Origin of the sequence: Kribbella sp. NPDC050470 (assembly GCF_044458365.1) — a bacterium.
In the GTDB taxonomy this organism is placed as follows: Bacteria; Actinomycetota; Actinomycetes; order Propionibacteriales; family Kribbellaceae; genus Kribbella.
In genome coordinates this window covers 93,272-118,396 of the sequence record NZ_JBITHV010000010.1, presented here as the reverse complement: position 1 = coordinate 118,396, position 25,125 = coordinate 93,272, and the positions used below count along the sequence as shown (strand labels likewise).

General features: G+C 70.2%; 24 protein-coding genes. 16 read left to right on the top strand and 8 right to left on the bottom strand.

Annotation, left to right across the window (positions count from 1 at the left end):
• Window positions 1-3: 3 nt before the first annotated feature.
• Window positions 4-960, top strand: coding sequence for an electron transfer flavoprotein subunit alpha/FixB family protein (locus tag ACIBGM_RS29780; RefSeq protein WP_396387384.1), 957 nt, complete (start codon window positions 4-6; stop codon window positions 958-960).
• Window positions 961-1,137: 177 nt separating this feature from the next.
• Window positions 1,138-1,965: an NAD-dependent epimerase/dehydratase family protein gene (locus ACIBGM_RS29775; RefSeq protein ID WP_396387383.1), complete on the top strand. Its 828-nt coding sequence runs from the start codon at window positions 1,138-1,140 to the stop codon at window positions 1,963-1,965.
• A 10-nt stretch (window positions 1,966-1,975) separates the two neighbouring features.
• On the opposite strand, the gene ACIBGM_RS29770 is transcribed toward ACIBGM_RS29775, so the two are convergent.
• Window positions 1,976-2,452, bottom strand: a complete 477-nt coding sequence (locus ACIBGM_RS29770) for a pyridoxamine 5'-phosphate oxidase family protein (RefSeq protein WP_396387382.1) — start codon at window positions 2,450-2,452, stop codon at window positions 1,976-1,978.
• 112 nt (window positions 2,453-2,564) lie between these two features.
• On the opposite strand from ACIBGM_RS29770, the gene ACIBGM_RS29765 reads away from it, so the two are divergent.
• The 5 genes from ACIBGM_RS29765 to ligA all read left to right on the top strand — a co-directional run bounded on the left by ACIBGM_RS29765 (window position 2,565) and on the right by ligA (window position 10,751).
• Window positions 2,565-5,153: an ATP-binding protein gene (locus ACIBGM_RS29765; RefSeq protein ID WP_396387381.1), complete on the top strand. Its 2,589-nt coding sequence runs from the start codon at window positions 2,565-2,567 to the stop codon at window positions 5,151-5,153.
• Window positions 5,154-5,201: 48 nt separating this feature from the next.
• Window positions 5,202-6,404, top strand: coding sequence for a cysteine desulfurase family protein (locus ACIBGM_RS29760; protein ID WP_360523956.1), 1,203 nt, complete (start codon window positions 5,202-5,204; stop codon window positions 6,402-6,404).
• Window positions 6,404-7,498, top strand: coding sequence for a tRNA 2-thiouridine(34) synthase MnmA (gene mnmA, locus ACIBGM_RS29755; RefSeq protein WP_360523953.1), 1,095 nt, complete (start codon window positions 6,404-6,406; stop codon window positions 7,496-7,498). The genes ACIBGM_RS29760 and mnmA overlap by 1 nt, the downstream gene beginning before the upstream one ends.
• Window positions 7,499-7,613: 115 nt before the next feature.
• A complete protein-coding gene (locus ACIBGM_RS29750; protein WP_396387380.1) occupies window positions 7,614-8,594 on the top strand; it encodes a methionine synthase vitamin-B12 independent in 981 nt (326 codons plus the stop codon).
• Window positions 8,595-8,624: 30 nt separating this feature from the next.
• Entirely contained in the window at window positions 8,625-10,751 is a 2,127-nt protein-coding gene (ligA, locus tag ACIBGM_RS29745; RefSeq protein WP_360523947.1) for an NAD-dependent DNA ligase LigA, read from the top strand.
• 70 nt (window positions 10,752-10,821) lie between these two features.
• On the opposite strand, the gene ACIBGM_RS29740 is transcribed toward ligA, so the two are convergent.
• Window positions 10,822-11,229, bottom strand: a complete 408-nt coding sequence (locus ACIBGM_RS29740) for a hypothetical protein (RefSeq protein WP_360523944.1) — start codon at window positions 11,227-11,229, stop codon at window positions 10,822-10,824.
• A gap of 84 nt (window positions 11,230-11,313) precedes the next feature.
• On the opposite strand from ACIBGM_RS29740, the gene ACIBGM_RS29735 reads away from it, so the two are divergent.
• The gene (locus ACIBGM_RS29735; RefSeq protein WP_360523941.1) at window positions 11,314-12,300 is read left to right on the top strand and encodes a hypothetical protein; all 987 of its coding nucleotides are present in this window, start codon (window positions 11,314-11,316) and stop codon (window positions 12,298-12,300) included.
• Between the two features lie 20 nt (window positions 12,301-12,320).
• Window positions 12,321-12,545: a hypothetical protein gene (locus ACIBGM_RS29730; protein WP_360523938.1), complete on the top strand. Its 225-nt coding sequence runs from the start codon at window positions 12,321-12,323 to the stop codon at window positions 12,543-12,545.
• A gap of 57 nt (window positions 12,546-12,602) precedes the next feature.
• Here the strand turns inward: ACIBGM_RS29730 and ACIBGM_RS29725 are convergent, their stop codons facing one another.
• On the bottom strand, window positions 12,603-13,250 hold the full coding sequence (locus ACIBGM_RS29725) for an ACT domain-containing protein (RefSeq protein ID WP_360523935.1): 648 nt from the start codon (window positions 13,248-13,250) through the stop codon (window positions 12,603-12,605).
• A gap of 200 nt (window positions 13,251-13,450) precedes the next feature.
• Here ACIBGM_RS29725 and gatC point away from each other — a divergent pair, with 200 nt between their 5' ends.
• From gatC to gatB, 3 genes are read left to right on the top strand one after another with little or no spacing between them, the layout of a single operon-like run.
• Window positions 13,451-13,747, top strand: coding sequence for an Asp-tRNA(Asn)/Glu-tRNA(Gln) amidotransferase subunit GatC (gene gatC / locus ACIBGM_RS29720; RefSeq protein ID WP_360523932.1), 297 nt, complete (start codon window positions 13,451-13,453; stop codon window positions 13,745-13,747).
• Window positions 13,747-15,252 carry an Asp-tRNA(Asn)/Glu-tRNA(Gln) amidotransferase subunit GatA gene (gene gatA, locus ACIBGM_RS29715; protein ID WP_360523929.1) on the top strand — a complete coding sequence of 502 codons (1,506 nt, stop codon included), beginning with the start codon at window positions 13,747-13,749 and terminating at the stop codon, window positions 15,250-15,252. Before gatC ends, gatA begins: the two co-directional genes overlap by 1 nt.
• Window positions 15,249-16,745: an Asp-tRNA(Asn)/Glu-tRNA(Gln) amidotransferase subunit GatB gene (gene gatB / locus ACIBGM_RS29710; protein ID WP_396387379.1), complete on the top strand. Its 1,497-nt coding sequence runs from the start codon at window positions 15,249-15,251 to the stop codon at window positions 16,743-16,745. Before gatA ends, gatB begins: the two co-directional genes overlap by 4 nt.
• 48 nt (window positions 16,746-16,793) lie before the next feature.
• On the opposite strand, the gene ACIBGM_RS29705 is transcribed toward gatB, so the two are convergent.
• The 5 genes from ACIBGM_RS29705 to ACIBGM_RS29685 all read right to left on the bottom strand — a co-directional run bounded on the left by ACIBGM_RS29705 (window position 16,794) and on the right by ACIBGM_RS29685 (window position 22,195).
• Window positions 16,794-17,300, bottom strand: a complete 507-nt coding sequence (locus ACIBGM_RS29705; protein WP_360523923.1) for a general stress protein — start codon at window positions 17,298-17,300, stop codon at window positions 16,794-16,796.
• A 77-nt stretch (window positions 17,301-17,377) separates the two neighbouring features.
• A complete protein-coding gene (locus ACIBGM_RS29700; RefSeq protein ID WP_360523920.1) occupies window positions 17,378-18,526 on the bottom strand; it encodes a PQQ-dependent sugar dehydrogenase in 1,149 nt (382 codons plus the stop codon).
• A gap of 31 nt (window positions 18,527-18,557) precedes the next feature.
• Window positions 18,558-19,460, bottom strand: a complete 903-nt coding sequence (locus ACIBGM_RS29695) for an LLM class flavin-dependent oxidoreductase (protein ID WP_360523916.1) — start codon at window positions 19,458-19,460, stop codon at window positions 18,558-18,560.
• Between the two features lie 72 nt (window positions 19,461-19,532).
• Window positions 19,533-20,819, bottom strand: coding sequence for a class I SAM-dependent methyltransferase (locus tag ACIBGM_RS29690; RefSeq protein WP_396387378.1), 1,287 nt, complete (start codon window positions 20,817-20,819; stop codon window positions 19,533-19,535).
• Window positions 20,816-22,195: an FAD-binding oxidoreductase gene (locus ACIBGM_RS29685; RefSeq protein ID WP_360523910.1), complete on the bottom strand. Its 1,380-nt coding sequence runs from the start codon at window positions 22,193-22,195 to the stop codon at window positions 20,816-20,818. Before ACIBGM_RS29685 ends, ACIBGM_RS29690 begins: the two co-directional genes overlap by 4 nt.
• A gap of 70 nt (window positions 22,196-22,265) precedes the next feature.
• Between ACIBGM_RS29685 and ACIBGM_RS29680 the strand changes: the two genes are divergently transcribed.
• From ACIBGM_RS29680 to ACIBGM_RS29665, 4 genes are read left to right on the top strand one after another with little or no spacing between them, the layout of a single operon-like run.
• Window positions 22,266-23,195: a 2-hydroxyacid dehydrogenase gene (locus tag ACIBGM_RS29680; protein ID WP_396387377.1), complete on the top strand. Its 930-nt coding sequence runs from the start codon at window positions 22,266-22,268 to the stop codon at window positions 23,193-23,195.
• A 12-nt stretch (window positions 23,196-23,207) separates the two neighbouring features.
• Window positions 23,208-24,305, top strand: coding sequence for a WD40/YVTN/BNR-like repeat-containing protein (locus ACIBGM_RS29675; RefSeq protein ID WP_396387376.1), 1,098 nt, complete (start codon window positions 23,208-23,210; stop codon window positions 24,303-24,305).
• A 1-nt stretch (window position 24,306) separates the two neighbouring features.
• Complete coding sequence (locus ACIBGM_RS29670; protein WP_396387375.1) at window positions 24,307-24,576, top strand: MoaD/ThiS family protein; 270 nt, start codon at window positions 24,307-24,309, stop codon at window positions 24,574-24,576.
• A complete protein-coding gene (locus tag ACIBGM_RS29665; protein WP_360523898.1) occupies window positions 24,573-25,106 on the top strand; it encodes an AAA family ATPase in 534 nt (177 codons plus the stop codon). The genes ACIBGM_RS29670 and ACIBGM_RS29665 overlap by 4 nt, the downstream gene beginning before the upstream one ends.
• Window positions 25,107-25,125 lie beyond the last annotated feature (19 nt).

The following is a 25,125-nucleotide window of genomic DNA, read 5'->3' as shown; positions in this document are numbered from 1 at the left end:
TTCATGTCCAACGTTCTGGTTCTCGTCGACCACACCGCCGGCAAGGTCCGCAAGACCACCGCTGAGCTCCTCACCATCGCCCGCCGCCTCGGCGAGCCGGTCGCGGTCTTCGTCGGCGACGGCGTGCAGGACGCGCTGCCGGCGCTGGGACAGTACGGCGCGACCAAGGTGATCGCGCTGTCCAACCCGGAGCTGACCCAGTTCCTGGTGGCCCCGAAGGCCGAGGCGCTGCAGCAGGTCGCGGCCAAGATCGAGCCGTCCGCGATCCTGATCTCGTCGAACGCCGAGGGCAAGGAGATCGCCGCCCGGCTGGCGGTCAAGCTGGAGTCCGGCCTGATCACCGACGCCGTCGACGTCACCGCCGGCGACGGCGGCCCGGTCACCACGCAGTCGGTGTTCGCCGGCAACTACACGGTCCAGGCCAAGGTCACCCACGGCACGCCGATCATCACCGTCAAGCCGAACGCCGCCACCCCGGAGGCGGCCGAGACCTCGCCGGAGGTGGAGGAGTTCGACGTGTCGGTCTCCGACGTGGCGAAAACTGCCCGCGTCACCGACTCCAAGCCGCGCGAGGCGACCGGCCGCCCGGAGCTGACCGAGGCCGCGATCATCGTGTCCGGCGGCCGTGGCACCGGCGGTGACTTCGGCCCGGTCGAGGCGTTCGCCGACTCCCTCGGCGCCGCCGTCGGCGCCTCCCGCGCCGCCGTCGACTCCGGCTGGTACCCGCACGCCTACCAGGTCGGCCAGACCGGCAAGACGGTGTCGCCGCAGTTGTATGTCGCGGCCGGCATCTCCGGCGCCATCCAGCACCGCGCCGGCATGCAGACCTCGAAGACCATCGTCGCCGTCAACAAGGACGAGGAAGCCCCGATCTTCGAGCTGGTCGACTTCGGCGTGGTCGGCGATCTCCACAAGGTCCTCCCGGCCGCCACCCAGGAGATCACCGCCCGCAAGTCCTGACCCCCCGCGCTGGGTCCCCGCCCCGGGACCCAGCCACCCCGACCGGAGCCTTCCTCCTGGGAGCCGGTCACCCGGAGGTAACCCCTCGACCTCCGACCCCCCGCGACGGCCCGGCCCGGTCCCCTCCCGAGCCGGGCCGCCGCATTTCCAGACACCACGTCCTCTAGCATCTGCTGGATGCGGATCTGGGTGAGTGGTGCACGAGGCAAACTCGGCAGCGAAGTCTGCCGCCAACTGTCCGCCGCCGGACACGACGTGGTCGAGGCCGACCTCGTCTCCCCGGCACTTGGTGCGGTCGGGGACTCGATTGATCTGCTGGATCGGGAGGCGGTGGCTCGGTCGTTGGGTGGGGTTGAGGCGATCGTGCACTGTGCTGCGATTCCCAGTCCGGAGAACATTGCGCCGGCGGACCTCGTGCACATCAACTCGATGACGACGTTCAACGCGCTCGAGGAGGCGTGGAAGCAGGGGATTCGGACTGCGGTGCTTGCGTCCAGCGGGTCGATCTACGGGACGGCCTGGTCGCCGGAGGAGCTCGCCGTACCAGAGGTGCCGATCGACGAGGAGACCCCGCCGCGGTACGTCGATCCCTACGCGCTGACGAAGGACGTCCTGGAGCGGACCGGCGAGATGTACGCACGCCGCGCCATGCAGGTCACCGCCTTGCGCTTCCACTGGATCCTCACGCCCGGCGAAGTACGCCGCTACATCACCGAGGCGCCGCCCGAGGACAACCGCCGCAACCTCTGGGGGTACGTCGACCTCGCCGAGGCGGCCCGTGCCTGCGTGTTGTCCCTCAACCCGCGCCCGGAGTCCGACCGCTACGCCGCACTGCTGATCGCAGCCGAGGACACCGGCATGCTCCAACCCACCAACGAGCTCCTCGCCCAGTACCTCCCTGACACCGACATCCGCACCGACCTCCCCGCCACCGCATCCCTCTACGACTGCCGCCGGGCCGCCGATGTGATCGGCTGGACGCACCGCAGTCGCTGGCGCGAGTAGCTGGCAGGGTTCAGGTCCAGACGGGGCGGCGGGAGTCGATGCCGGTGCCGTATTCGGGGTCGCGGCCGCGGACCAGGATCCAGTGCTCGGTGGCGCGGGCGCGGTAGAGGCGGAGGTCGGCGGGCGCGCGAAGCTCGTCGACGGTGAAGTGGCGCAGGCCGGCCAGGCGGGCGGAGTAGAACGCCGCACAGCGTTCGAGCTCGTCGTCCGGCACGAGCCCGGCGCGGGCGCGCAGGTAGACGGCCGAGGCCTGGCCGACGGCGACGCTGGAGTCGAAGATCGCGATGCTGACGTCCGGGTTCCGGGTGAGGTTGACCGAATGCGCAGCCTCCGGTGACGAGACCCAGTAGAAGTCGGCGTGCCCATCGGGCGTGAAGTAGACCGGTGTGGCCCACGGCAGGCCGTCGCCGTCGACGGTGGCCAGCGTCATGTACTTGTTCGCCTCGATGACCGCGGTCGCCCGCTGGTCGAGGATCTCCTGTGCCATGTCGGCTCCTTTCGGGTACGTCGTCCAGCCTGCGAGCCCCCGGCACCGAAAGTCATCCGTGCTCGCCACGGAACCACCACTGACCGGCCTGACCAGCGGGCATGATGGGCCCGTGACCGGTGCGCCAGAGGTGTCCGCCCGCGAGGCCGAGGTGCTGGCCGCGCTCGCCGGCGGCCGCTCGAACGCCCAGATCGCGCGGCAGCTCCACATCAGCGTCCGCACCGTCGAGAGCCACGTCTCCTCGCTGCTCCGCAAGTACGGCGTCTCCGATCGCCACGAGCTCGCGGGCCTTGCCGAGCTGACGCAGGAGAGCCGCGAGTTCACCACCCTGGCCGGCCCAGGTACGACGTTCGTCGGCCGCGAGCACGAGCAGACCGAGCTCCTGGCCGCGCTCGAAACCAACAGATTGGTCAGCCTGCTAGGCCCAGGTGGCGTCGGCAAGACGCGGCTGGCCCTACGCGTCGCAGCCGAGGCCGCCGGCAACTATCCGTACGGCGGTGCCGTCGTCGACCTGGTCCCGGTCCGGCCGGGCTTCGTCGTGGCCGCGGTCGCCGAGGCCCTCGGCGTACGCGAGCAGCCCCCGCACACGCTCCTCGACGCACTGTTCGCCCGACTGCAGCGCGGGCGGACTCTGCTCGTGCTCGACAACTGCGAGCACCTGGTGCTGGACGTCGGCGATCTGGTTGCCCGCATCCTCGCTCAGGCACCGCAGACCGCCGTACTGGTGACCAGTCGGGAGCGGATCGGGGTGACGGGGGAGCGATCGGTGCAGTTGGGGCCGCTGGCGCTCGGGTCCGAGGCAGAGCAGCTGTTCCGGGACCGGGTGGCACCAGAGTTCGCCGCCGACGACGAAGTGGCTGCACAGCTGTGCGCCGGTCTGGACGGCGTACCGCTGGCTATCGAGCTTGCTGCCGCCCGCGCCGACTCGCTGGGTCCGGACGGGTTGCTCGCCGCGCTGGACGATCGACTGCGGCTCGCCGCCGGCGGACGCGGGCCCAACGAGCGACACCACTCGCTGGCGCAGGTCATCGGATGGAGCTACGACCTCCTCGACGATGCTGAACGAGCCCTCTTCCGGCGCCTAGGCGTCTTCGTCGGCGGCTTCGACCTGAGCGCAGCAGAAGCGATCAGTCCAGCGAGCAGTCGCGGTGAGGTGAGCGATCTGCTCGGCCGACTGACCGACAAGAGCCTGCTGCACCGGACTCAGCTCGCCGGCACGAGCAGGTGGCGCATGCTGGAGACGGTCCGCGCCTACGCGCTGGACGAACGCAAGGGACGCGGTGAGTACGACGCTGTCGCCGTACTGCACCTTGCCTGGGCCGACAGCACCGCCGCCCGGCTGGAGGAGCGGCTGGAGCATCACGAGGACTGGCAGAGCGAGTTCGACCAGGTGACAGCCGACCTGCGGGCAGCGGTGAGCCGGTCCGACACCGACGTACGGCGGTTGGCGCGCAGACTCGCGCACCTGACCTTTGCCCGGAAGCGGTTCGTCGAGGCCCGCGAGCACTACCTGACCGCTGCAGCGCACGCCTCGGACGCCACCCAGCTGTACGACGACCTCCGCGACGCAGCCGACGCCGCGCTGGCTGTCTCGGACGGTGCACACGCCTACCAACTGATGATGCGATCGGCCGCGGAGAACAACCACCAGGACGCATTGGCCTATGCGGTCACCATCCTCAACCGCTACGAGGCAATGCCGCCCCCGCCGGACCACGGCGCCAGCCTGCTCCCCAAGGACGTGGACACTGTGCCAGTCCTGATCGCACGAGCCTGGGCATCGCGGCAGGAGGTCGGCCCAGCGGAGGCAGCGCTCGATGCAGCACGCAAGGCCGGCGATCCGCTCGACCTGATGAACGCTCTGGACGCGTACGGCGTAGCAGTCGCCAGCGCCGGCCGACTCAACGATGCACGGCGGTCCGCCGAGGAGAGGCTCGAGCTAGCCGCCACACTGCCGGATCACGAGCCGCGGGCAGTCGCGGAGATCACCGACGCCTTCCATGTCGCGTCCACGACGGCCGTGTCGGTCGGCGACCTTCCAGAGGCCGTCCGACTCGCACGGCTGACGGACGACCCGGTGCACGGGCACCCGTACATCACGGCCCCGCGCAAGATCCGTGCGTTCGCCCTCAGCGGGCTGTTCGACGAAGCAGTGCAGGCGGCGGACGTCATGTGGAACGGCTGGACCACGGCGGGCCGCCCGCCTCGGTCCTGGATGGCCTCAGCCGCCTCGTGCGCAGCCTTGACCCACGGACTGCTCGGCACTGGTCAGGACGCCGTCTGGCAGGGCCGTGCGCTGCAGATCGCCCAGGTCTCCACCGCAGCCGACTCCCCAGGCCTGATGGCGAGTGCAGCCTTCGTCGACGCCCGCCTGGCCCTGCACCGCCTCGACAGCGGGCAGCTGTCGGCAACGTTGGCCAGATCGGTTGAGCAGGCCTTCGAGGAGTTCCCCGAGCCGTGGTGGGCGCCGTACGCGTGGGCCTCCGGTGCCGAACTGGCGGCGGCGCTCCGGTACCCGGACGCCGAGCAGTATCTCCAGCGTGCCGTGAGCGAGAACGCCTGGTCGGATGCCGTACTGCTGCGAGCCAGGGGGCGGCTGACCGGTGAGCGGGCCCCGCTGGAGCAGGCGGCCGAGCAGTTCGAGCGGATCGGGGCGCAGTTCGAGCACGCCGACACGCTCCGGCTGCTGTCCCACCGCTGAGGCCCGAGGAGCGGGAACAACCGCGGCGGACATACCCTTGAATCCGATATGACTGCTTCCGACCGTCGCACGGTGTACCTGGACCACGCGGCGACGACTCCGATGTTGCCGGCGGCGATCGAGGCGATGAGCCATCACCTCGCGCGGACCGGCAATGCGTCGTCCCTGCACGGCTCCGGTCGCGCCGCCCGCCGGACGGTCGAGGAGTCCCGCGAGACGATCGCCGCCGCGCTCGGCGCGCAGCCCAGCGAGGTCGTGTTCACCTCGGGCGGCACGGAGGCCGACAACCTGGCCCTGAAGGGCCTGTGGTGGGCCCGCCTGGCCGAGGACCCGCGCCGCCGCCGGATCCTGCTCAGCGGCATCGAGCACCACGCCGTACTCGATCCGGCCGTCTGGCTGGCGCAGCACGAGGGCGCCCAGATCGAGTGGCTGCCGGTCGACGAGCTGGGCCGGGTGCAGCCGGACGACGTACGGCGGGCCGTCGAGCAGGACCCGGAGAGCGTGTCGTTCGTCACGTTGATGATGGCGAACAACGAGGTCGGGACGATCCAGCCGGTCCGCGAGATCGCCGCACTGGCCCGTGAGTACGAGATCCCCGTGCACACCGACGCGGTGCAGGCGATCGGGCAGGTGCCGGTGGACTTCGCCGAGCTCGGCGTCGACGCGTTGACCGTGTCCGCCCACAAGCTGGGCGGTCCGTACGGCATCGGCGCGCTCGTCGTCCACAAGGAGACCAAGCTGACGCCGGTGCTGCACGGTGGCGGCCAGGAGCGCGACGTACGCTCCGGTACGCTCGACGCGCCCGCGACGGCCGGGTTCGCGGTCGCGGCGGAGCACGCAATCAAGCACCAGGCCGACGAGGCCCGCAGGCTGACCGAGCTCCGGGACGCGCTGATCGGCGGAGTCGTGAGCACCGTCGAGGGCGCGCAGCTGTCCGGGGACCCGGCGGACCGCTTGCCCAACAATGCACACTTGTCCTTCAGCGGCTGCGAGGGTGACTCGCTGTTGCTGCTGCTCGACGCGCGTGGGATCGAGGTCTCCACCGGGTCCGCGTGCAACGCCGGCGTCGCCGAGCCGAGTCACGTCCTCCTGGCCATGGGGTACGACGACCAGCGGGCGCGCGGGTCGCTCCGGTTCACCCTGGGGCACACCAGCACCCGGGCCGACATCGACGCCGTCCTGGACAACATCGTGCCGGTGGTGGAGCGGGCCAAGTCCGCCGGCTTGCAGAACGTGGGAAGGAACACCTGATGCGGGTACTCGCAGCCATGTCCGGCGGAGTCGACTCCGCCGTCGCGGCGGCGCGGATGGCCGAGGCCGGGCACGACGTGGTCGGCGTGCACCTCGCACTGAGCCGGAACCCGCAGTCGTACCGCAGCGGCGCCCGCGGCTGCTGCACGATCGAGGACTCCCGTGACGCCCGCCGGGCCGCGGACGTGATCGGCATCCCGTTCTACGTCTGGGACCTGGCCGAGCGGTTCCACGCCGACGTGGTCGAGGACTTCGTCAGCGAGTACGCCGCCGGTCGCACGCCGAACCCGTGCCTGCGCTGCAACGAGAAGGTGAAGTTCAGCGCCGTACTGGAGCGGGCGCTGGCGCTGGACTTCGACGCGGTCGCGACCGGGCACTACGCGCGGATCGTGGACACGCCGGACGGAGGTCGGGAGCTGCACCGGGCAGTGGACCCGGCCAAGGACCAGTCGTACGTGCTCGGCGTCCTCACGCAGCAGCAGCTGCAGCACGCGTTCTTCCCGCTGGGGGACACTCCGAAGACCGAGGTCCGGGCGGAGGCCGAGCGACTGGGACTGTCGGTGGCGGCCAAGCCGGACAGCCACGACATCTGCTTCATTGCCGACGGCAACACTCCGGGCTTCCTCAGCAAGCACCTCGGCGAGGCGCCCGGTGACATCGTCGACGCGCAGGGCAACAAGCTGGGCGAGCACAAGGGCACACACGGGTTCACCGTCGGGCAGCGCAAGGGCCTGAAGATCGGTACGCCGGCCGCCGACGGCAAGCCGCGGTTCGTCCTGGACATCAGCCCGGTCGACCGCACGGTGACCGTCGGATCGCGCGAGGAGCTCGCGGCCTCCCGGCTGATCGCCTCCAAGCCGCGCTGGTGCGGACCGGCGCCGACCGCGACGCTGCAGGCGAAGGCGCAGTTGCGTGCGCACGGCGAGGAGGTTGCGGTCACCGCGCGGGTCGAGGGTGACCAGGTCGTGGTCGACTTCGACGAGCCGGCGTCAGCGGTCGCACCCGGCCAGGCAGTCGTCCTGTACGACGGCACACGCGTGATCGGCTCGGCCACGATCGACACCGTGTCACGCGTGGCGGCACAGCACGCATGACTGTGTTGAACTCCGCGCCTCCGGCGCGGGGGTCATGGGGCTGTGACTCCCGGCCTTCCCTCGTCACTCCAGTCGCTTCGCTCCCTCCGCTCCTCAGTCCAGGCCGGGAGGCCCCATGACCACAACCGGCCTGGGTTCGGTTCCGGGTGACGACATTCGTGAGTGGACGAAGGTGCTGCTCGAGGCCGTGGACATCCCGTTCCTGGCTGAGCTTCCGGCGCGTCCGTACGGCGACATGGTCAGCCGGGCGGTCGCCGTACTGACCGAGCTGGCTGCTGACCTGCAGCCGGCGGGGTGGCGGCTGACAGGCGGGAGCGATCCGCGGGCGAGTCTGGACCAGCGGCGGGCGCGTTCGCTGCTTGCAGAGGATCTCGATGCGCTCGAAGAGCTAGCGGACGGTTACACCGGGCCACTGAAGCTGCAGCTGACCGGCCCGTGGACGCTGGCGTCGACTGTCGAGCTGCCGCGGGGCGACAAGGTGCTGGCCGACCACGGCGCTCGGCGGGACTTGGCTGACGCGTTGGCGCTGGGGCTGGGCGAGCACGTGGCCGAGGTACGGCGGCGGGTGCCCGGGGCGGAGGTCGTCGTACAGGTGGATGAGCCGGGGCTGCCCGCCGTACTCGCTGGTGCTGTGCCTACGGCATCTGGCTGGAGCAAACACCGTTCGGTGGACGGTCCAGGCGCTGTTGAGCTGCTGAGCCTCGTGACCGGCGCAGCGCCCACTGTGGTGCACTGCTGCGCCGCACGGCCGCCGATCGAGGTGTTCACCAAGGCCGGGGCCACCGGTGTCGCTGTGGACGTCTCACTGCTGACCGAGCCGGGCTGGGAGCAGATCGCGCTGGCGGCCGAGGCCGGCAGCACCATCTACGCCGGCCTGGTCGCCACCACAGGCCCACTCCCGAACCCCGAGCAGGCCGCCGCCCCCTTGGTACGCCGCTGGCGCGAGCTCGGCCTGGACCCGGAACTCCTGAAAAAGGTCGTCATCACCCCGGCCTGCGGTCTGGCCGCCGCTCCCTCACCTCAAGATGCCCGCAGTCGGCTCGACCTGTTGCGTCGTACCGCAGAAGCAGTTGCAGAGGCCGCAGAGAACACGTAAATCGTCGGTGCTCCCCTGTAAATTCGCCTCATGAGTGAGATCCCCGAGACGACTGCAGCTGAGCAGCCGGCGGCGCCGGCCGAGGTGCGGGCGCGGCATGCGGCCCTGAGCCAGGAGATCGAGGAGCACCGGGTCAGGTACTACCTGGCCACCTCGACCATCTCGGACGCGGACTTCGACGCGCTGATGCACGAGCTGCAGGACCTCGAGGAGCAGTACAACGAGCTCCGGACACCGGACTCGCCGACGCAGAAGGTCGGCGTGCCGATCTCCACGCTGTTCACCCCGGTGCAGCACCCGACCCGGATGGAGAGCCTGGCGAACGCGTTCTCCGCCGAGCAGATGGAGGCCTGGGCCAAGCGGCTCGAGCGCGAGGTCACCCTGCGGCAGATCCACGACAGCGGCTTCCTGTGCGAGCTGAAGGTGGACGGCCTCGCCCTCGACCTCGTCTACGAGAACGGCAAGCTGGTCAGCGGCGCGACCCGCGGCGACGGCCGCACCGGCGAGGACGTCACGCTGAACGTCCGCACCATCAAGAGCATCCCGAACGAGCTGAACGGCAAGGACCTGCCGGCCTTCCTCGAGGTCCGCGGCGAGGTCTACTTCCGGGTCGAGGACTTCGAGGAGCTGAACGCGCAGCTGGTCGGCGCGGGCAAGGACCCGTTCTCCAACCCGCGCAACAGCGCCGCCGGCTCGCTGCGGCAGAAGGACCCGCGGGTGTCCGCGAGCCGTCCGCTCCGGTTCGTCGTGCACGGCCTCGGCCGCGTCGACGGCTACCACGTCGGCCGGCTGTCGGAGGCGTACGAGCAGCTCAAGGCCTGGGGCCTGCCGGTCAGCGACCGCGCCCGCAAGGTCGAGACGCTCGACCAGGTCAACGACTTCATCGCCTACTACGGCGAGAACCGGCACTCCGTCGACCACGAGATCGACGGCGTCGTGGTCAAGGTGGACGAGGTCGACCTGCAGCGCGCGCTCGGGTCCACGTCGAGCGCGCCGCGCTGGGCGATCGCGTACAAGTACCCGCCGGAGGAGGTCACCACCAAGCTCCTCGACATCGAGGTGAACGTCGGCCGCACCGGCCGCGTCACGCCGTACGGGAAGATGGAGCCGGTCCGGGTGGCCGGGTCGACGGTCGAGTTCGCCACCCTGCACAACGCGCAGGAAGTGAAGCGCAAGGGCGTCTGGATCGGCGACACCGTGGTGCTGCGCAAGGCCGGCGACGTGATCCCGGAGATCCTCGGGCCGGTGGTCGAGCTGCGCCCGGACGACGCCCACGAGTTCGTGATGCCCACCGAGTGCCCGTCCTGCGGTACGCCGCTGCGCCCGATGAAGGAGGGCGACGTCGACATCCGCTGCCCGAACTCGCAGTCCTGCCCGGCGCAGCTGCGGGAGCGGATCTTCCACCTGGCCGGGCGGTCCGGGTTCGACATCGAGGTGCTCGGCTTCAAGGCCGCGGACGCGCTGATCGGCGACGACCTGATCACCGACGAGGGCGACCTGTTCGGGCTGACCGCGGACGACCTGTCCCGCAGCGCGTTCTTCACCACGAAGGCGGGCGCGCTGTCGGCGAACGCCCAGCGCCTGCTCGCGAACCTCGAGACCGCCAAGACCCAGCCGCTGGCCCGCGGCCTGGTCGCGCTGTCGATCCGGCACGTCGGCCCGACCGCCGCGCAGGCCCTGGCCGCGGTGTACGACGACATCGAGGCGGTCCGCGCGGCGAGTGAGGAGGAGCTGTCCGAGATCGAGGGCGTCGGCCCGACCATCGCGCACGCGGTGATCGAGTGGTTCGACGTCGACTGGCACCAGGCGATCGTGGACAAGTGGAAGGCTGCCGGCGTGGAGATGCGCCAGGAGCGCACCGGGCCGAGCGTGCCGCAGACGCTCACCGGCCTGTCCATCGTGGTGACCGGCACGGTCGAGGGATTCAGCCGGGACGACGCCACCGAGGCGATCGTCTCCCGGGGCGGCAAGGTCGCCAGCTCGGTCTCCAAGAAGACCTCGTTCGTGGTCGTCGGCGACTCTCCGGGCTCCAAGTACGACAAGGCCGTCCAGCTCGGCGTACCGATCCTGGACGGGGCCGGCTTCCAGGTTCTGCTGGACGAGGGCGCCGACGCCGCGACCAAGGTTGCGACCACTCCTGAGCCTGGCGACGGATAACGAACACCCCGGTGGATCCGGCGGCTGTGCTGAGCCGTCGGACTGTTAACTTTGCACGTCTACACGTGGGTCAAAAGGAGCGAATATGACGACGCCGCCGCAGGGACCGTGGGGTCCTGGGCAGCCGGGGGGCCAGTCTGGCGGGCAGCAAGGGGGACAGGGAGGCCAACCCGGCCAAGGGGGCGGCTGGGGACAGCAACAGCCTCCTGGCCAGGGTGGTGGCGGTTGGGGTCAACGCCCACAGCAGCCACAGCAGCCTCCGCAGCAGGGTGGCGGTTGGGGCCAGCAGCAGCCTGGCCGGCCACAGCCGGGCCAGCCGGCTCAGGACCAGCGCCCCGGCCAGGGCCAAGGTCAGGGCCAGGGCCAGCAGGGCGGCTGGGGGCAGCGTTCCCCGCAGCAGCAGGGCGGTGGCTCCTACCAGCAGCAGCCCTGGAGCCCGCAGGGCCAGCAGGGCTCTCAGCAGCAGGGCGGCTGGCACCAGCAGCAGGGCCAGCCCGGGCAGCAGCAGTGGCAGCCGGGCGGCGGTGGCAACAAGGGCCCCGGTGGGCTGGGCAAGGACAAGATGCCGCTGCTGATCGGCGGTGGCGTCGTCGGCATCGTGCTGATCGGCCTGCTCGTGTTCCTCGGTATCAAGGCGCTCGGCGGTGACGACGAGCCCGAGGCGAACCCGACCACCTCGCAGACCGGTGAGCCGACCGGCAACCCGTCCAACGGCGGCGACAATGGCTCGCTCGGCAACGCGACCGGCCAGGCCAAGAACGCGACCGAGAAGCTGCAGGGCCAGGGCTTCCAGTGCAGCGACCTGTTCAACACCGGCCAGGGCGCGCACCGCGGCTGTTTCAAGTACGACGGCCCGACCGAGGCCGAGGCGGTCTTCCAGTTCTCGCCGGACGGCACGATCATCGGCGTCCTGGTGAAGTCGGAGAACGAGGACAACGTCAACAACGCCAAGGTCACCTTCGACGCGGCGCTGCAGGCGATCGGCAACGACACCTTCGGCGGCGGCGAGGTCAAGAAGATCCAGGACGCGGTCGGCACCGGCCAGAAGTCGCAGAAGGTCGGCAGCACCTGGGGCGAGTTCGAGCTGCGCAACGACGGTGACCAGGTACAGCTGTCCGGCGGCAAGTCCGGGTCGGACTCGTTCGACCTGCCGCGGAAGAGCTTCAGCACCACCGAGGACCAGCTGATCGCCGCGCTGAAGGCGAAGAAGTACGTCTGCACCAGCTCGTGCAGCAAGCAGGTCGGCAAGTACGGCTCGCAGCGGATCTACTCCTACGCCAGCAAGGGCGAGGGCATCCGGTCGCTGGAGATGAGCTCGTCGGGTGACCCGGAGGACGTCAAGCAGGCGCTGCCGGCGGCGGTGAACGACGCGTTCGGCGCGCTGAAGGGCGAGGACATCGCGGCCCTGAAGGCGTTCGTCCAGGCGCACAGTGACGGGAAGTCGTACGCTTCATACGTGGCCGGATGGCGGGTCGAGATCATCGCCAACAACGAGGACTCCTACTCGTCCTCGCGGATCTCGATCAGCTACGAGACCTTCTACGTCTGAGCGCGCGAGTCGGGAGTCGGATGAAGTTCCCCAAGGAGAAGCGGGAGTCGCGGACGGTGGTCACGCCACCACCCGAGGCGCTCCAGCGCGTCGACGGCGGCGGTCCTTGGGGCCCGACCCAGTTCGACCTCCCGGACCGCAGTGACAGCAACAGCCAGTCGGTGCTGATCGTGATCCTGGTCGGCGTCGCCGTACTGCTGGTGCTGGCCGGTCTGTGGGTCTTCGCCTACTTCCGCTTCAGCTAGCACGCACGAAGCCTCCCTCACCAGGCGGTGAGGGAGGCTTCGTCGTGTGTACGGCGGTTACGCGGTGGCGCGGATCGTGACGGCCAGTGAGGCCAGGTAGCTGAGCCGGGCGACCTCGGAGCCGAGGAACTCGGGCCCGCCGCGCCGGCCGATGACGAGGATGCGGCGACCGGATTCCAGCGGCGCGGCGACCAGCACCGACTCGGCCAGGCCCTTGTGCTGGTCCGGCGCGGCCATGGTGGTCGCCTTGTGCAGCGGCAGCCAGCCGTCGGCCACGTCGCCGAACTCCGGGGTGGCACTCGTCTCGAGCGCGACCTTCACCTCGCTGCCGGTGCCGTCCAGCAGCGCGGCCCAGTCGGCGTGCAGGACGGCAGGTGACTGCTCGACCAGGATGTCGATCGCGTCCGACGGAGCCGACGTCATCTGCTCGACGGCTTCCAGGTCCATGTGCAGTCCGCCGCCGGCGCCGTACCGGGAGAACCAGATGACCTCGACACCCGGTACGCCGTTGCAGGCGGAGACCAGACGGTCGGGCAGCACGCCCGGCGGCAGGTCGACCACGATGTCGTCGACGGCGGTGCCGTTCTCGCGGCGGTGCTCGACGATCTCGATCGCGTGGATGTCGGCGTTCACCTCACCGAGGGCGGTGGCCACCGTCCCCAGCGAACCGGGACGGTCCGGGATGATCAATCGCAGCAGGAACACCGAACGATCATCTCCCAGCCGAGCACCATGCGCGTAACGCCTTGTCGCGCCCAATGCTACAGAGCGGAGCGCGGGGACACGCCCGGCCCATCCACAAGTCGGTCAGGACCGAGGCAACACCAGCGTCACACCCGCCCACTAGGATGGCCGGGTCCGGTCGGAAAACAGCCGGACGTCCAGCGAAACCATTGGATCAGTTCATGCCATCGATTACCCGCGAAGAGGTCGCGCACCTGGCGCGACTGGCGCGGATCGAGCTCACCGACGCCGAGCTCGACCACCTCGCACCTCAGCTCGACCAGATCATCACGTTGGTCGGGCAGGTCAGCCAGGTGGCCGCGGACGACATCCCGCCGACCTCGCACGCCCTGCCGATCACGAACGTGATGCGCCAGGACGAGAACGTGCCGTGCCTCACGCCGGAGCAGGCGCTGTCCGGCGCACCGGCCGCCGAGGAGCAGCGATTCCGGGTGCCGCGGATTCTGGAGGAGGACTGATGAGTGACCTCACGCGCAAGACCGCGGTCGAGCTGTCGGAGCTGATGACGTCCGGCCAGGCCAGCTCGGTGGAGATCACCCAGGCCCACCTGGACCGGATCGGCGCCGTCGACGACGCCGTCAAGGCGTTCCTGCACGTCGACACCGAGGGTGCGCTGGCGCAGGCCGCCGAGGTGGACAAGAAGCGTGCGGCGGGGGAGCGCCTCGGCCCGCTCGCCGGTGTCCCGCTGGCGCTGAAGGACGTGCTCACCCAGGAGGGTGTGCCGACCACCGCCGGCTCGAAGATCCTCCAGGGCTGGAAGCCGCCGTACGACTCGACCGTGGTCAAGCGGTTGAAGGCGGCCGGCATCGTGATCCTCGGCAAGACCAACATGGACGAGTTCGCGATGGGCTCCTCGACGGAGAACTCGGCGTACGGCACCACCCACAACCCGTGGGACCTGGGCCGGATCCCGGGCGGCTCCGGCGGCGGGTCCTCGGCGGCGATCTCGGCGTACGAGGCGCCGCTCGCGATCGGCACCGACACCGGTGGCTCGATCCGGCAGCCCGGCGCGTTCACCGGGACGGTCGGCGTCAAGCCGACGTACGGCGGGACGTCGCGGTACGGCCTGATCGCGCTGGCCTCGAGCCTGGACACGCCCGGCCCGTGCGCGCGGACGACGCTCGACACCGCGCTGCTGCACGAGGCGATCGCCGGGTACGACCCGATGGACTCGACGTCGATCGACCAGCCGGTTCCGCCGGTGGTCGAGGCCGCCCGGCGCGCCGACGTCAACGGGCTGCGCATCGGTGTGGTCAAGGAGCTCGGCGGTGAGGGGTACCAGCCGGGCGTCGAGGCGCGCTTCCACGAGTCGGTCGAGCTGCTCACCAAGCTCGGCGCCGAGGTCGTCGAGGTGTCCTGCCCGCACTTCCAGTACGCGCTGCCGGCGTACTACCTGATCCTGCCGAGCGAGGCCTCGTCCAACCTGGCCAAGTTCGACGCGATGCGGTACGGCCTGCGGGTCGGCGACGACGGCGAGAACAGCGCCGAGAAGGTGATGAGCCTGACCCGCGAGGCCGGTTTCGGCGACGAGGTCAAGCGCCGCATCATGCTCGGCACGCACGCGCTGTCCAGCGGGTACTACGACGCCTACTACGGCCAGGCGCAGAAGGTGCGGACGCTGATCCAGCGCGACTTCGCCACCGCCTACGAGCAGGTCGACGTGCTGGTGTCGCCGGCCACGCCGACGACCGCGTTCCCGATCGGCGACCGCGCCGACGACCCGATCGCGATGTACAAGAACGACCTGTGCACGATTCCGGTCAACCTGGCCGGCAACGCGGCCGCGTCGTTCCCGTGCGGCCTGGCCGACGAGGACGGCATGCCGGTCGGCTTCCACGTGATGGCCCCGGTGATGCGCGACGAGCTGCTGTACCAGGTCGGCTCCGCGCTCGAGGCCGCCTTGGCCGAGCAGTGGGGCGGCGTCCTGATGGCACAGGCTCCGGAGCTGGAGGTGACTCGATGACCGCGAACGTCCTAGAGATCGGCGATGCGCTGGCGCAGTACGACCCGGTGATGGGCCTCGAGGTCCACGTCGAGCTGAACACGAAGTCGAAGATGTTCTGCGGCTGCCCGACCGAGTTCGGCGCGCCGCCGAACACGCAGACCTGCCCGGTCTGCCTCGGCCTGCCGGGTGCGCTGCCGGTGGTGAACGCCCGTGCGGTCGAGTCCGCGATCAAGATCGGCCTGGCGCTGAACTGCGAGATCGCCGAGTGGTGCCGGTTCGCCCGGAAGAACTACTTCTACCCGGACATGCCGAAGAACTTCCAGACCTCCCAGTACGACGAGCCGATCGCGTACAACGGGTGGACCGAGGTGGTCGTCGACGGCGAGACGTACCGGATCGAGATCGAGCGCGCCCACATGGAGGAGGACACCGGCAAGTCCACCCACGTCGGCGGCGCGACCGGCCGGATCCACGGCGCCTCGCACTCGCTGGTCGACTACAACCGGGCCGGCATCCCGCTGATCGAGATCGTCACCAAGACGATCGAGGTGCCCGGTGACAAGGCGGCCGCGGTGGCGCGGGCGTACGTGAGCATGCTGCGGGACCTGCTGCTCGCGCTGGACGTCTCCGACGTCCGGATGGACCAGGGCTCGCTGCGCTGCGACGCGAACGTCTCGCTGAAGCCGTCCGGGTCGACCGTCTTCGGCACCCGCACCGAGACCAAGAACGTGAACTCGTTCCGTTCGGTCGAGCGCGCGGTGACCTACGAGATCACCCGGCAGGCGGCGATCCTGTCGTCCGGCGGCAAGGTCGTGCAGGAGACCCGGCACTGGCACGAGGACACCGGCATCACCACGTCCGGCCGGGAGAAGTCGGACGCGGAGGACTACCGGTACTTCCCGGAGCCGGACCTGGTTCCGGTCGCCCCGGCCCGCGAGTGGGTCGAGGAGGTCCGGTCGTCGCTGCCGGAGGCGCCGTCGCTGCGCCGGGTCCGGCTGCAGGAGGAGTGGGGCTTCACCGACCTGGAGATGCGCGACGTCGTGAACGGCAACGCGCTGGAGCCGATCGTGAAGACGGTCGAGCTCGGGGTGACGCCGGCCGCCGCGAAGAAGTGGTGGCTGGGTGAGCTGGCCCGGGCGGCGAACGAGTCGGGCCAGGAGCTCGACGCGCTCGGCGTCGGCCCGGCCGAGGTCGCCGAGGTGCAGAAGCTCGTCGACGAGGGTTCGCTCAACGACAAGCTGGCCCGGCAGGTCTTCGACGGCCTGGTCAAGGGTGAGGGCACGCCCGCCGAGATCATCGAGAAGCGCGGGCTGGCGCTCGTCTCCGACGACTCCGCCCTGATCGAAGCCATCGATCGGGCCATCGCCGCCAACCCCGACGTGGTCGAGAAGGTCAACTCGGGCAAGCCGGCCGCGGCCGGTGCGCTGATCGGCGCAGTCATGAAGGACATGCGCGGTCAGGCGGACGCGGCCAAGGTCCGCGAGCTGCTGAACGCCAAGCTCGGGATCTGAGAGCGCTCTGAGTCTCGGGGCCGGCCGCCTGGCCGGCCCCGAGGTCCTTCAGGCCGCGTCGGCGATGACCTCGCGCTCGACCCGGCCGTCGTCGTCGACGTCGGAGGCGTCGGCCAGCAGCGTGCGGGCGACCGAGAGCTCCTCGACCGGGCAGCGGACCTCGTAGCGGGTCGGCACCACCTCGAGGGTCTCGGCCTCCGGACGATTCCGGATCAGTCCGCGGAACAGACCCCACAGCGTGCCGAGCAACCCGCCGTACACCAGTCCCCAGATCACCACCACCAGGCCGGTCAGCGTAGTCTCCGCGACCAGCGTGATGAAGACCCCGGCCAGCAGCCCGAGCACGGCGCCCTGCAGCGCGCCGGCCGCGGTCAGCCTGACCACCGGGACGCTTTGCCGTTTTCGCGCCTGCCGGAGATCGGCGCCGACGATACTCATCGACCCGGAGTCCATCCCGTAACTTCTCAGGTAATCCACGGTCCGCTGAGCACTCTCGAAGCTGCTCGCCGATGCGATCACACTGCTGGGTACGACGGACACCTGGTCGGGCCGCATGACTATCAGTCCTCCTCTGACCTGTGGGCTTCCTCCACAAGTACCAGACGACCAAAGCCACTAAACGGTTCGCGGAATCACCGGCTGATCGTGATCCGCAGGATCCGGTCGTCGCCGTCGCGGGTGTCGCCGCGGCCGTCGGTGTTCGACGTGGTCAGCCACAGCGACCCGTCCGGCGCCGTCTCGACCGTGCGCAGCCGGCCGAACTGGCCGGTGAAGAAGGCCTGCGGCTCACCCGTTCGCTTGCCTCCGGCAACTGGAATCGCCCACAGCCGCTCGCCCCGCAGCGACGCCATGAACACGTGTCCCTGGGCGAACGCGATCCCGGACGGCGACGCGTCACTCGTCCGCCACTGGGCGATCGGGTTCGTCATCCCATCCAGGTCCTCGATCCCCTCCGCGGCCGGCCAGCCGTAGTTCGCGCCGGAGGTGATCGCGTTCAGCTCGTCCCAGGTGTTCTGGCCGAACTCGGCGGCGTACAGCTGGTTGCCGTCGAAGGCGAGACCCTGCACGTTCCGGTGGCCCTTCGTGAACCAGACCCGGCCGCCGGGGTTGCCCGGCGCGGCCTTGCCGTCGGTCGTGATGCGCAGGACCTTGCCGCCCAGCGACCCGTCGTCCTGCGAGTTGGGCCGGTCGGCGCCGTCGCCGGTCCCGGCGTACAGGAACCCGTCCGGGCCGAACCGCAGCCGACCGCCGTTGTGGATCGACGCCTCCGGGATCCCGTCCAGGATCACCTGCTGGTCGCTGAGCCGATTGTTCTGGAAGGTGATCCGGGCGATCCGGTTGTCGCCGCCGGCGCTGTAGTAGGCGTAGATGTAGGGGCGGCGCGGGTACTGCGGGTCGACGGCCAGCCCGAGCAGGCCGCCCTCGGACGACGGGTCCACGTCGTCGACCTCGCCGACCTCGCTCACCTGCCCGCCCGCGATCCGCTTGATCTTGGCCGAGTCGCGCTCACTCACCAGCGCGCTCTGGTCCGGCAGGAACGCCAGGCCCCACGGCACCTCGATCCCGGTCGCCACCGTCGACGCGACGGTCAGCTTCACCGGCCCCTGCGCGGTGGCGGTGGTCCGTGGCGGGGTGGACGTCGTACCGGGGCTTGTCGGCGCCGGCGTCGTGCTGCTGGGACTGGTTGCCGTCGTCCCCGAGCCGGACGGCTCGCCGTCGTCCCCGGAGCACCCGGCCACGAGCGCGAGCGCGGTCACCAGCAGTGCAGCACGAGCCTTCACGCCGTCTCCTCAGGTCGATATGCCTCCCAAGTTAGCGGCTCACACCAGCCCGTACGGCGGGAATCACCCGACCTGCAACCAATTCGAGAGACCGCATCGCGGCCTTGTGCGACAGCGTCGGCAGCCGGAGCCAGTGCGCGAAGTGCGCGAACCGGGTCGCCTCGTGCAGCGCGACCAGCCGGGCGGCGACGTCGTCCGGGGTGCCGACGAGGTAGTCCACCCGGTTGAGCGGCGGCGGTTCGGTCCCGCCGTACGACGCGATTTCGCCTTCCAGGTAGGCGATTCCCGGCGCTGCGTCGTCCCACGCGCGGTCGGCGTCGTCGTCCACGTGCATGATCCCCGTGCAGATCAGCGGCGGTGGACTGCCGACCACCTTGTCCAGCAGCTTCCGCCGGGCGACCAGGTCGGCGGGCGTCGCGCAGTAGATGATCACCCCGTCACCCAGCCGTGCCGCCCGCCGCAAGCCGGCCGCGGTCACCCCGGCCACGTAGATCGGGATGTCGCTCCAGGGCTTCGGCGTCACCGCACCCGACCAGGCGTCCCGGATGACCCGCACGCCCTCTTCCAGCAGCTTCCCGCGCCGCCGCCGGTCGACCCCGAACGCTGCGAACTCCCGCTCCGAGTACCCCTGCCCGACCCCGAGCATCATCCGTCCACCCGATACCTGGTCCAGCACGGCCGCGTCCTCGGCGACCCGCAACGGGTGGTGCAGCGGCAGCACCAGAATGTTCGTCCCTACCCGGATCCGCGACGTCCGCGCCGCGAGCACCCCGGCCATCACCAACGGCGACGGCAACATCCCGTCCCCGGTCAGGTGGTGCTCCGACAACCACACCGCATCGAACCCCAGCCGATCGGCAACCACCACCTCAGCAACCCGATCCGCGCCGTACCCACCCTCCCGAACATCCATCAACACCCCGAACTCGATCACCCAACCCACCCTCGCCCGCCCACCCGACGGCGTCCAATGCCGATCCGGCGCACAGTTCATGCGCCGGCGGTATCAGCTCAGCCAGGTGGGGCGGAGGGGGAAGTGGGCGTTGGAGTTGGGGTCCAGTTTTACGGCGAGGATTTGGTGGAGTTGGGTGTTGTTGCGTTCGAAGCCGACGCGGCAGGCGGCGAGGTAGAGGCCCCAGATCTTGGCGGTGGGGTAGCCGACCTCGGCGACCGCCTCGTCCCAGTGCGCCTCGAGGTTGTCGGACCAGGCGGCCAGCGTCAGGGCGTAGTGCTCGCGCAGGTTCTCCTCGTGGCGGACCTCGAAGCCGGCGTCCTGGGCCTCGGCGATGATCCGGCCGGAGCCGATCAGTTCGCCGTCGGGGAAGATGTAGCGGTCGATGAAGGCGCCGGTCGAGCGGTAGCGGTTGTCCGGCCGGGTGATGCTGTGGTTGAGCAGCCGGCCGCCCGGCTTGAGCCGGTCGAGCAGGAAGCCGAAGTACGACGGGTAGTTGCGCACGCCGATGTGCTCGGTCAGGCCGATCGAGCTGATCGCGTCGAAGTCCCACTCGGGGACGTCGCGGTAGTCCAGGAACCGCACCTCGGCGCGATCCGCCAGGCCCTCGCGCTCGATCGCCTCGGTCGCCCACTCCGCCTGCGCCGACGACAACGTGACGCCGAGCGCCCGCACGCCGTACTCGCGGGCCGCGTGCCGGACCATGCCGCCCCAGCCGCAGCCGACGTCGAGAAGTCGTTGCCCAGGGCGCAGATCGAGTTTGCGCGCGACCAGGTCGTACTTCTCCGCCTGCGCCTGCTCCAGGGTCGCGTCCAGCGACGGGTAGACCGCGCAGGTGTACGTCATCGACGGCCCGAGGATCCACTCGTAGAAGCGGTTCGACACGTCGTAGTGGTGGTGGATGGCCGCGCGGTCCCGGGTCCGCGAGTGCCGCAGGCCCTCGAAGGTACGGCGCCACTTCGGCAGGTGCTCCTGCGGTGGCGGAGGCGGCGGCTTGAGGTGGCTCCAGCCCAGCCCGCGGACGATCCGCAGCGCCTCGGCGGGCGTCGGGCGGTGGAAGTGCACCTGGTTGAGCATCATCTGCATCAGGCCGTACGGGTTGCCCGGGTGCACACCGGTGATCTCCAGGTCGCCCATCACGTACGCGCGGACCAGGCCGAGGTCGCCCGGTGCGGTGAGGACGTAGGACAGCCCGCGCTCGGATGCGAGGTGCATGTGGATCTGCGAGTCTTCCGGTCCGGCCGCACTGCCGTCGTACGCCGTGAACCGGAACGGCAGCCCGTCCTGGGTCACGGCGGTCAGCGCCTCGGCGATCGAGACCCGGGTCTCCAGGGTGGTCATCGGCGTGTCACCGCCTTCTCGTAGAGCCCGGTCAGCCGGGCGTCGGGGTCGTACCGCTTCTTCACCTCTGTCAGGGCCGGGACGTTGTAGAGCCGGTCGAACGTGTCTCGGTCGTAGTAGGCGTCGGAGTACAGCGACTTGTGCCCGTCGAAGTCCGCGACGGCCGCCTCGATCCGCCGGTTGACGTCACCGTCCGCTGCGCCGGGAGCGATCGGCACGGTGCCCCAGAAGCCGACGTTCACGTACGTCGTCTCCGGCGTCAGCGGGTACAGCGGCCAGGCCGTCGTACCGCGCAGCCGCAGCGGGCACAACCACACCGGGCGCATCCCGACCTCGGCGTCGAACCAGCGCAGGAACGCGGCCAGCCTGGTGACCGGGATCTCCACGTCCTGGACCACGCGTTCGCGGTCGGGCTTGCCGCGACGGCGGTTGATGCGCGCGGCGACCTGGTGCCGGTTCTCGAAACCGACGATCTTGTAGAACACGTCGCTGCGCCGCCAGCGCTTCGGCCAGAGCCGCCGTACCACTGGCTGCTGCGCGCCGAAGGCCGCCGAACACCAGAACCAGTCGGTGTCCCAGCGCCACAGGTAGTCGTGTGCGGTGAGGAAGTCCGTTTGCCGCTGCTGGATCGAGCGGTAGTAGATCTGCTGTCCGGTGTAGTCGCTCGTCTTCACCGCGGCGTCGCTGTTACGGCCGAGCGTCAGGTACACCTCGGAGGGTTTGAAGACGACCCCGTCCACGAAGTGCACCGGCTCGCCCTCGTACATGCCGGAGGCAACGATCTCCTCGATCGCCGGGGCCAGCCGGTCGAGCCCGACCCGGACGTGCCGGAGTGCGACGTACGGCGAGATCCGGTCGAGCTCGATCCGCAGCCGGGTCGCGTACCCGAGCGTGCCGTAGGAGTTGGGGAACGTGCGGAACAGGTCCGCGTGCTCGCCCTCGGGCCGCGCGGTGACGATGTCGCCGGCGCCGGTGAGGATGTCGAGTTCGAGCACGGACTCGTGCGGCAGGCCGGCCCGGAACGACGACGACTCGATCCCGAGCCCGGTGACCGCGCCGCCGAGCGTGATCGTCTTCAGCTGCGGCACGACCATCGGCGTCAGCCCGTACGGCAGGGTCGCGGCGACCAGGTCCTCGTACGTGCACATGCCCTGCACGTCGGCGGTCCGCGCGGCCACGTCGACGCTGATCACCCCGGTCAGCCCGGACACGTCGAGGCCTGGCCGATCGACCTCGGTCCGCGGCCGGAACAGGTTCGAGCTGCGTTTCGCCAGCCGCACCGGCTCCCCCTGCGGGATGCGCTGGTACGACGAACGCAGCCGCCCCACGGCCTGATCGTGATCGAGGGTCGAGGCCAGATCCGATGTCGAAGGCACCGATCCAATGTAATCCGGGGTGGTGGGGTGGGGAAGGAAATTGTCTGCGCGGGCGAGTAGGTTCGGGGGCATGGCTGATGTGAAGGCATGGTTGCCGTGGGAGGACGCGGAATCCACCCTCGGCGGAGTGCCCGCGGGTTTCGACGCGGAGTGCTACGCAGGGGGCGAGCCGCCGGCCTCACTCGACCAGGTGGAGTTCTATGTGCCGGCGTACATGGGCGGCTCCGACGTGGTCGAGGTGGTCCGCGACATGCCTGCGCTGAAGGTCGTGCAGCTGCAGACGGCAGGCTTCGAGAACGTGCTGCCACATCTGGCCGATGACGTGACCTTGTGCAACGCGCGTGGGGTCCACGACGCGTCGACCGCCGAGCTCGCGGTCGGCCTGATCCTGGCGTCGTACCGTCGGCTGCCGCGTGCCGTGCGCAACCAGGACCAGCAGGTCTGGCCGGAGTCGTACGACGAGATGGACGACTCGCTCGCGGACCGGACGGTGCTGATCCTGGGGTACGGGTCGATCGGGGAGGCGCTGGAGCGACGGCTGACCGGGTTCGAGTGCGAGATCATCCGGGTCGCGCGGCGGCCGCGGGAGGGCGTGCACCCGATCAGCGAGCTGCCCGCCCTGCTACCGCTGGCGGACGTCGTCGTGCTGCTGACTCCGGCGACGGCCGACACGCGCGGGATGGTGGACGGCAAGTTCCTGGCGCAACTGAAGGACGGTGCGCTGCTCGTGAACGTCTCGCGTGGTGTCGTGGTGGACACCGACGCGCTGCTGACCGAGCTGGCCGGCGGCCGGATCCGCGCCGCGCTGGATGTGACCGATCCCGAGCCGTTGCCTGCCGGACACCCGCTGTGGTCGGCTCCGAATGTGCTGGTCAACCCGCACCGCGGCGGCGCCTCGACGGCGTTCGCGCCGCGGGTTGCCCGGCTGGTCCGCGCGCAGCTGGAGCGGTACGCGGCCGGCGAACCATTGATCAACGTGGTGGCGGGACCACCGCGATAGAGGAGGACAACGATGTCCGAGGCCGTACTGCTGATCGGGACCAAGAAGGGGCTCTGGATCGGCCGCAGCGACGCTGCGCGCAAGGACTGGACGCTGGACGGTCCGGTGAAGCAGTTCGAGATGCAGGGTGTGTACGCGGTCGGCATCGACACCCGCGGCGACCGGCCGCGCGTCTTCGCCGGCGGGACGAGTGAGCATTGGGGACCGGCCGTGTTCCACAGCGACGACCTCGGCGCGAGCTGGGACGAGCCGCCGGAGGGCTCGATCGGGTTCCCGAAGGACTCCGAGACCTCGCTCGAGCGGGTCTGGCAGATCCAGCCGGGTCCCGCGGGTCAGCCAGGCGTCGTGTACGCCGGGACGGAGCCGTCGGCGCTGTGGAAGTCGACCGACGGGGGAGTGACGTTCGAGCTCGTCCGCGGGCTGTGGGACCACCCGCACCGCAAGGAGTGGGGCGCCGGGTTCGGCGGGCAGGCGATCCACACCGTGCTGCCGCACCCGACGGATCCGGATCGGGTCAGCGTCGCGATGTCGACCGGCGGCGTGTATCGGACGACCGACGGCGGCGCGTCCTGGGAGCCGGCGAACCAGGGCATCAAGGCGTACTTCTTCCCGGACCCGTACCCGGAGTTCGGGCAGTGTGTCCACAAGCTGGCCGCGCACCCGGACGTGCCGGAGCGGATGTTTGCGCAGAACCACCACGGCGTCTACCGGTCCGACGACGGCGGGTCGATCTGGAAGTCGATCGCGGACGGGCTGCCGTCGGACTTCGGCTTCCCGATCGCGGTGCACCCGCACGAGCCGGAGACGGTCTACGTCTTCCCGCTGGTCGCCGACGGGAACCGGATCCCGACCGAGGCGAAGTGCCGGGTCTTCCGGTCCCGCGACGCCGGGTCCACGTGGGAGCCGTTGTCGGAGGGACTTCCCGACGTCCCGTCGTACGCGCCGGTGCTGCGGGACGCGATGTCCACGGACACGGCCGATCCGGCCGGGGTGTACGTCGGCACGCGGGACGGCTGCGTCTACGCGAGCGCGGACGCCGGCGACACGTGGACCGAGGTCGCGCGGCACCTGCCGGACGTGCTCACGGTCCGCGCGGCGGTGATCGGCTGACATGGCGATCGCGGTGAAGCTGCCTACCGTGCTGAGACCGTTCGCGGGTGGCGCCGAGCGGGTCGAGGCCGACGGCGCCACCGTCGGCGAGGTCGTCGCCGCCTTGGACCCGGTCCTGCGGCGACGGCTGACCGACGAACAGGGCGCCGTCCGGCGACACGTGAACATCTACCTCGGCGACGACAACATCCGCGACCTGGACGGCCTCGGTACGGCGGTCCAGGACGGGGACGAGCTCGTGGTCCTGCCGAGCGTGGCGGGCGGCGCATGACCGACGTACTCCTGCTGACCGGCTCACCCGGGTCCGGCAAGACGACCGTGGCCCGCCTTGTCGCGACCGACGCGCCGCGGCCGACCGTGCACGTGACGACGGATGAGTTCTACCGCGCCATCCGCACCGGCTTCATCGCGCCGTACCTGCCGGAGTCCTCCCGGCAGAACGACGTGGTCGTCGACGCGATCGTGGCCGCGGTCGTCGTCTATGCCCGCGGCGGGTACGACGTGGTGGTCGACGGCGTCATCGGCCCATGGTTCCTGCCGCCGTTCCTGAAGGCGGCGGCCGACGAGCAGTGGACGATGTCGTACGTCGTACTGCGCCCGGACCTGGACACCACGCTGACCCGCGCGCAGCAACGCGCGAGCGACGAACTGAAGGACGTCGACGCCATCACCGGTCTGTACGGCGCCTTCGCCAACCTCGCCGAGCTGGAGTCGCACGCCCTCGACACCTCCGAGCTGACCGCCGAGCAGACCGCCACCGCCGTCCGCGAGGCCGTCGCCACAGGGGCCTATCGCGTCTGAAACCCGTTGCACGAAGGTG

What these genes read in the sequence shown, in the direction of transcription:
- ACIBGM_RS29705 (WP_360523923.1), bottom strand. Translation starts at nt 17,300, where the DNA reads ATGCGGCCCGACCAGGTGTCCGTCGTACCCAGCAGTGTGATCGCATCG.
- ACIBGM_RS29735 (WP_360523941.1), top strand. Translation starts at nt 11,314, where the DNA reads ATGCCGCTGCTGATCGGCGGTGGCGTCGTCGGCATCGTGCTGATCGGC.
- ACIBGM_RS29690 (WP_396387378.1), bottom strand. Translation starts at nt 20,819, where the DNA reads ATGACCACCCTGGAGACCCGGGTCTCGATCGCCGAGGCGCTGACCGCC.
- ACIBGM_RS29760 (WP_360523956.1), top strand. Translation starts at nt 5,202, where the DNA reads ATGACTGCTTCCGACCGTCGCACGGTGTACCTGGACCACGCGGCGACG.
- gatB (WP_396387379.1), top strand. Translation starts at nt 15,249, where the DNA reads ATGACCGCGAACGTCCTAGAGATCGGCGATGCGCTGGCGCAGTACGAC.
- ligA (WP_360523947.1), top strand. Translation starts at nt 8,625, where the DNA reads ATGAGTGAGATCCCCGAGACGACTGCAGCTGAGCAGCCGGCGGCGCCG.
- gatC (WP_360523932.1), top strand. Translation starts at nt 13,451, where the DNA reads ATGCCATCGATTACCCGCGAAGAGGTCGCGCACCTGGCGCGACTGGCG.
- ACIBGM_RS29675 (WP_396387376.1), top strand. Translation starts at nt 23,208, where the DNA reads ATGTCCGAGGCCGTACTGCTGATCGGGACCAAGAAGGGGCTCTGGATC.
- ACIBGM_RS29670 (WP_396387375.1), top strand. Translation starts at nt 24,307, where the DNA reads ATGGCGATCGCGGTGAAGCTGCCTACCGTGCTGAGACCGTTCGCGGGT.
- ACIBGM_RS29770 (WP_396387382.1), bottom strand. Translation starts at nt 2,452, where the DNA reads ATGGCACAGGAGATCCTCGACCAGCGGGCGACCGCGGTCATCGAGGCG.
- ACIBGM_RS29665 (WP_360523898.1), top strand. Translation starts at nt 24,573, where the DNA reads ATGACCGACGTACTCCTGCTGACCGGCTCACCCGGGTCCGGCAAGACG.
- ACIBGM_RS29730 (WP_360523938.1), top strand. Translation starts at nt 12,321, where the DNA reads ATGAAGTTCCCCAAGGAGAAGCGGGAGTCGCGGACGGTGGTCACGCCA.
- ACIBGM_RS29750 (WP_396387380.1), top strand. Translation starts at nt 7,614, where the DNA reads ATGACCACAACCGGCCTGGGTTCGGTTCCGGGTGACGACATTCGTGAG.
- gatA (WP_360523929.1), top strand. Translation starts at nt 13,747, where the DNA reads ATGAGTGACCTCACGCGCAAGACCGCGGTCGAGCTGTCGGAGCTGATG.
- ACIBGM_RS29680 (WP_396387377.1), top strand. Translation starts at nt 22,266, where the DNA reads ATGGCTGATGTGAAGGCATGGTTGCCGTGGGAGGACGCGGAATCCACC.
- ACIBGM_RS29775 (WP_396387383.1), top strand. Translation starts at nt 1,138, where the DNA reads ATGCGGATCTGGGTGAGTGGTGCACGAGGCAAACTCGGCAGCGAAGTC.
- ACIBGM_RS29780 (WP_396387384.1), top strand. Translation starts at nt 4, where the DNA reads ATGTCCAACGTTCTGGTTCTCGTCGACCACACCGCCGGCAAGGTCCGC.
- mnmA (WP_360523953.1), top strand. Translation starts at nt 6,404, where the DNA reads ATGCGGGTACTCGCAGCCATGTCCGGCGGAGTCGACTCCGCCGTCGCG.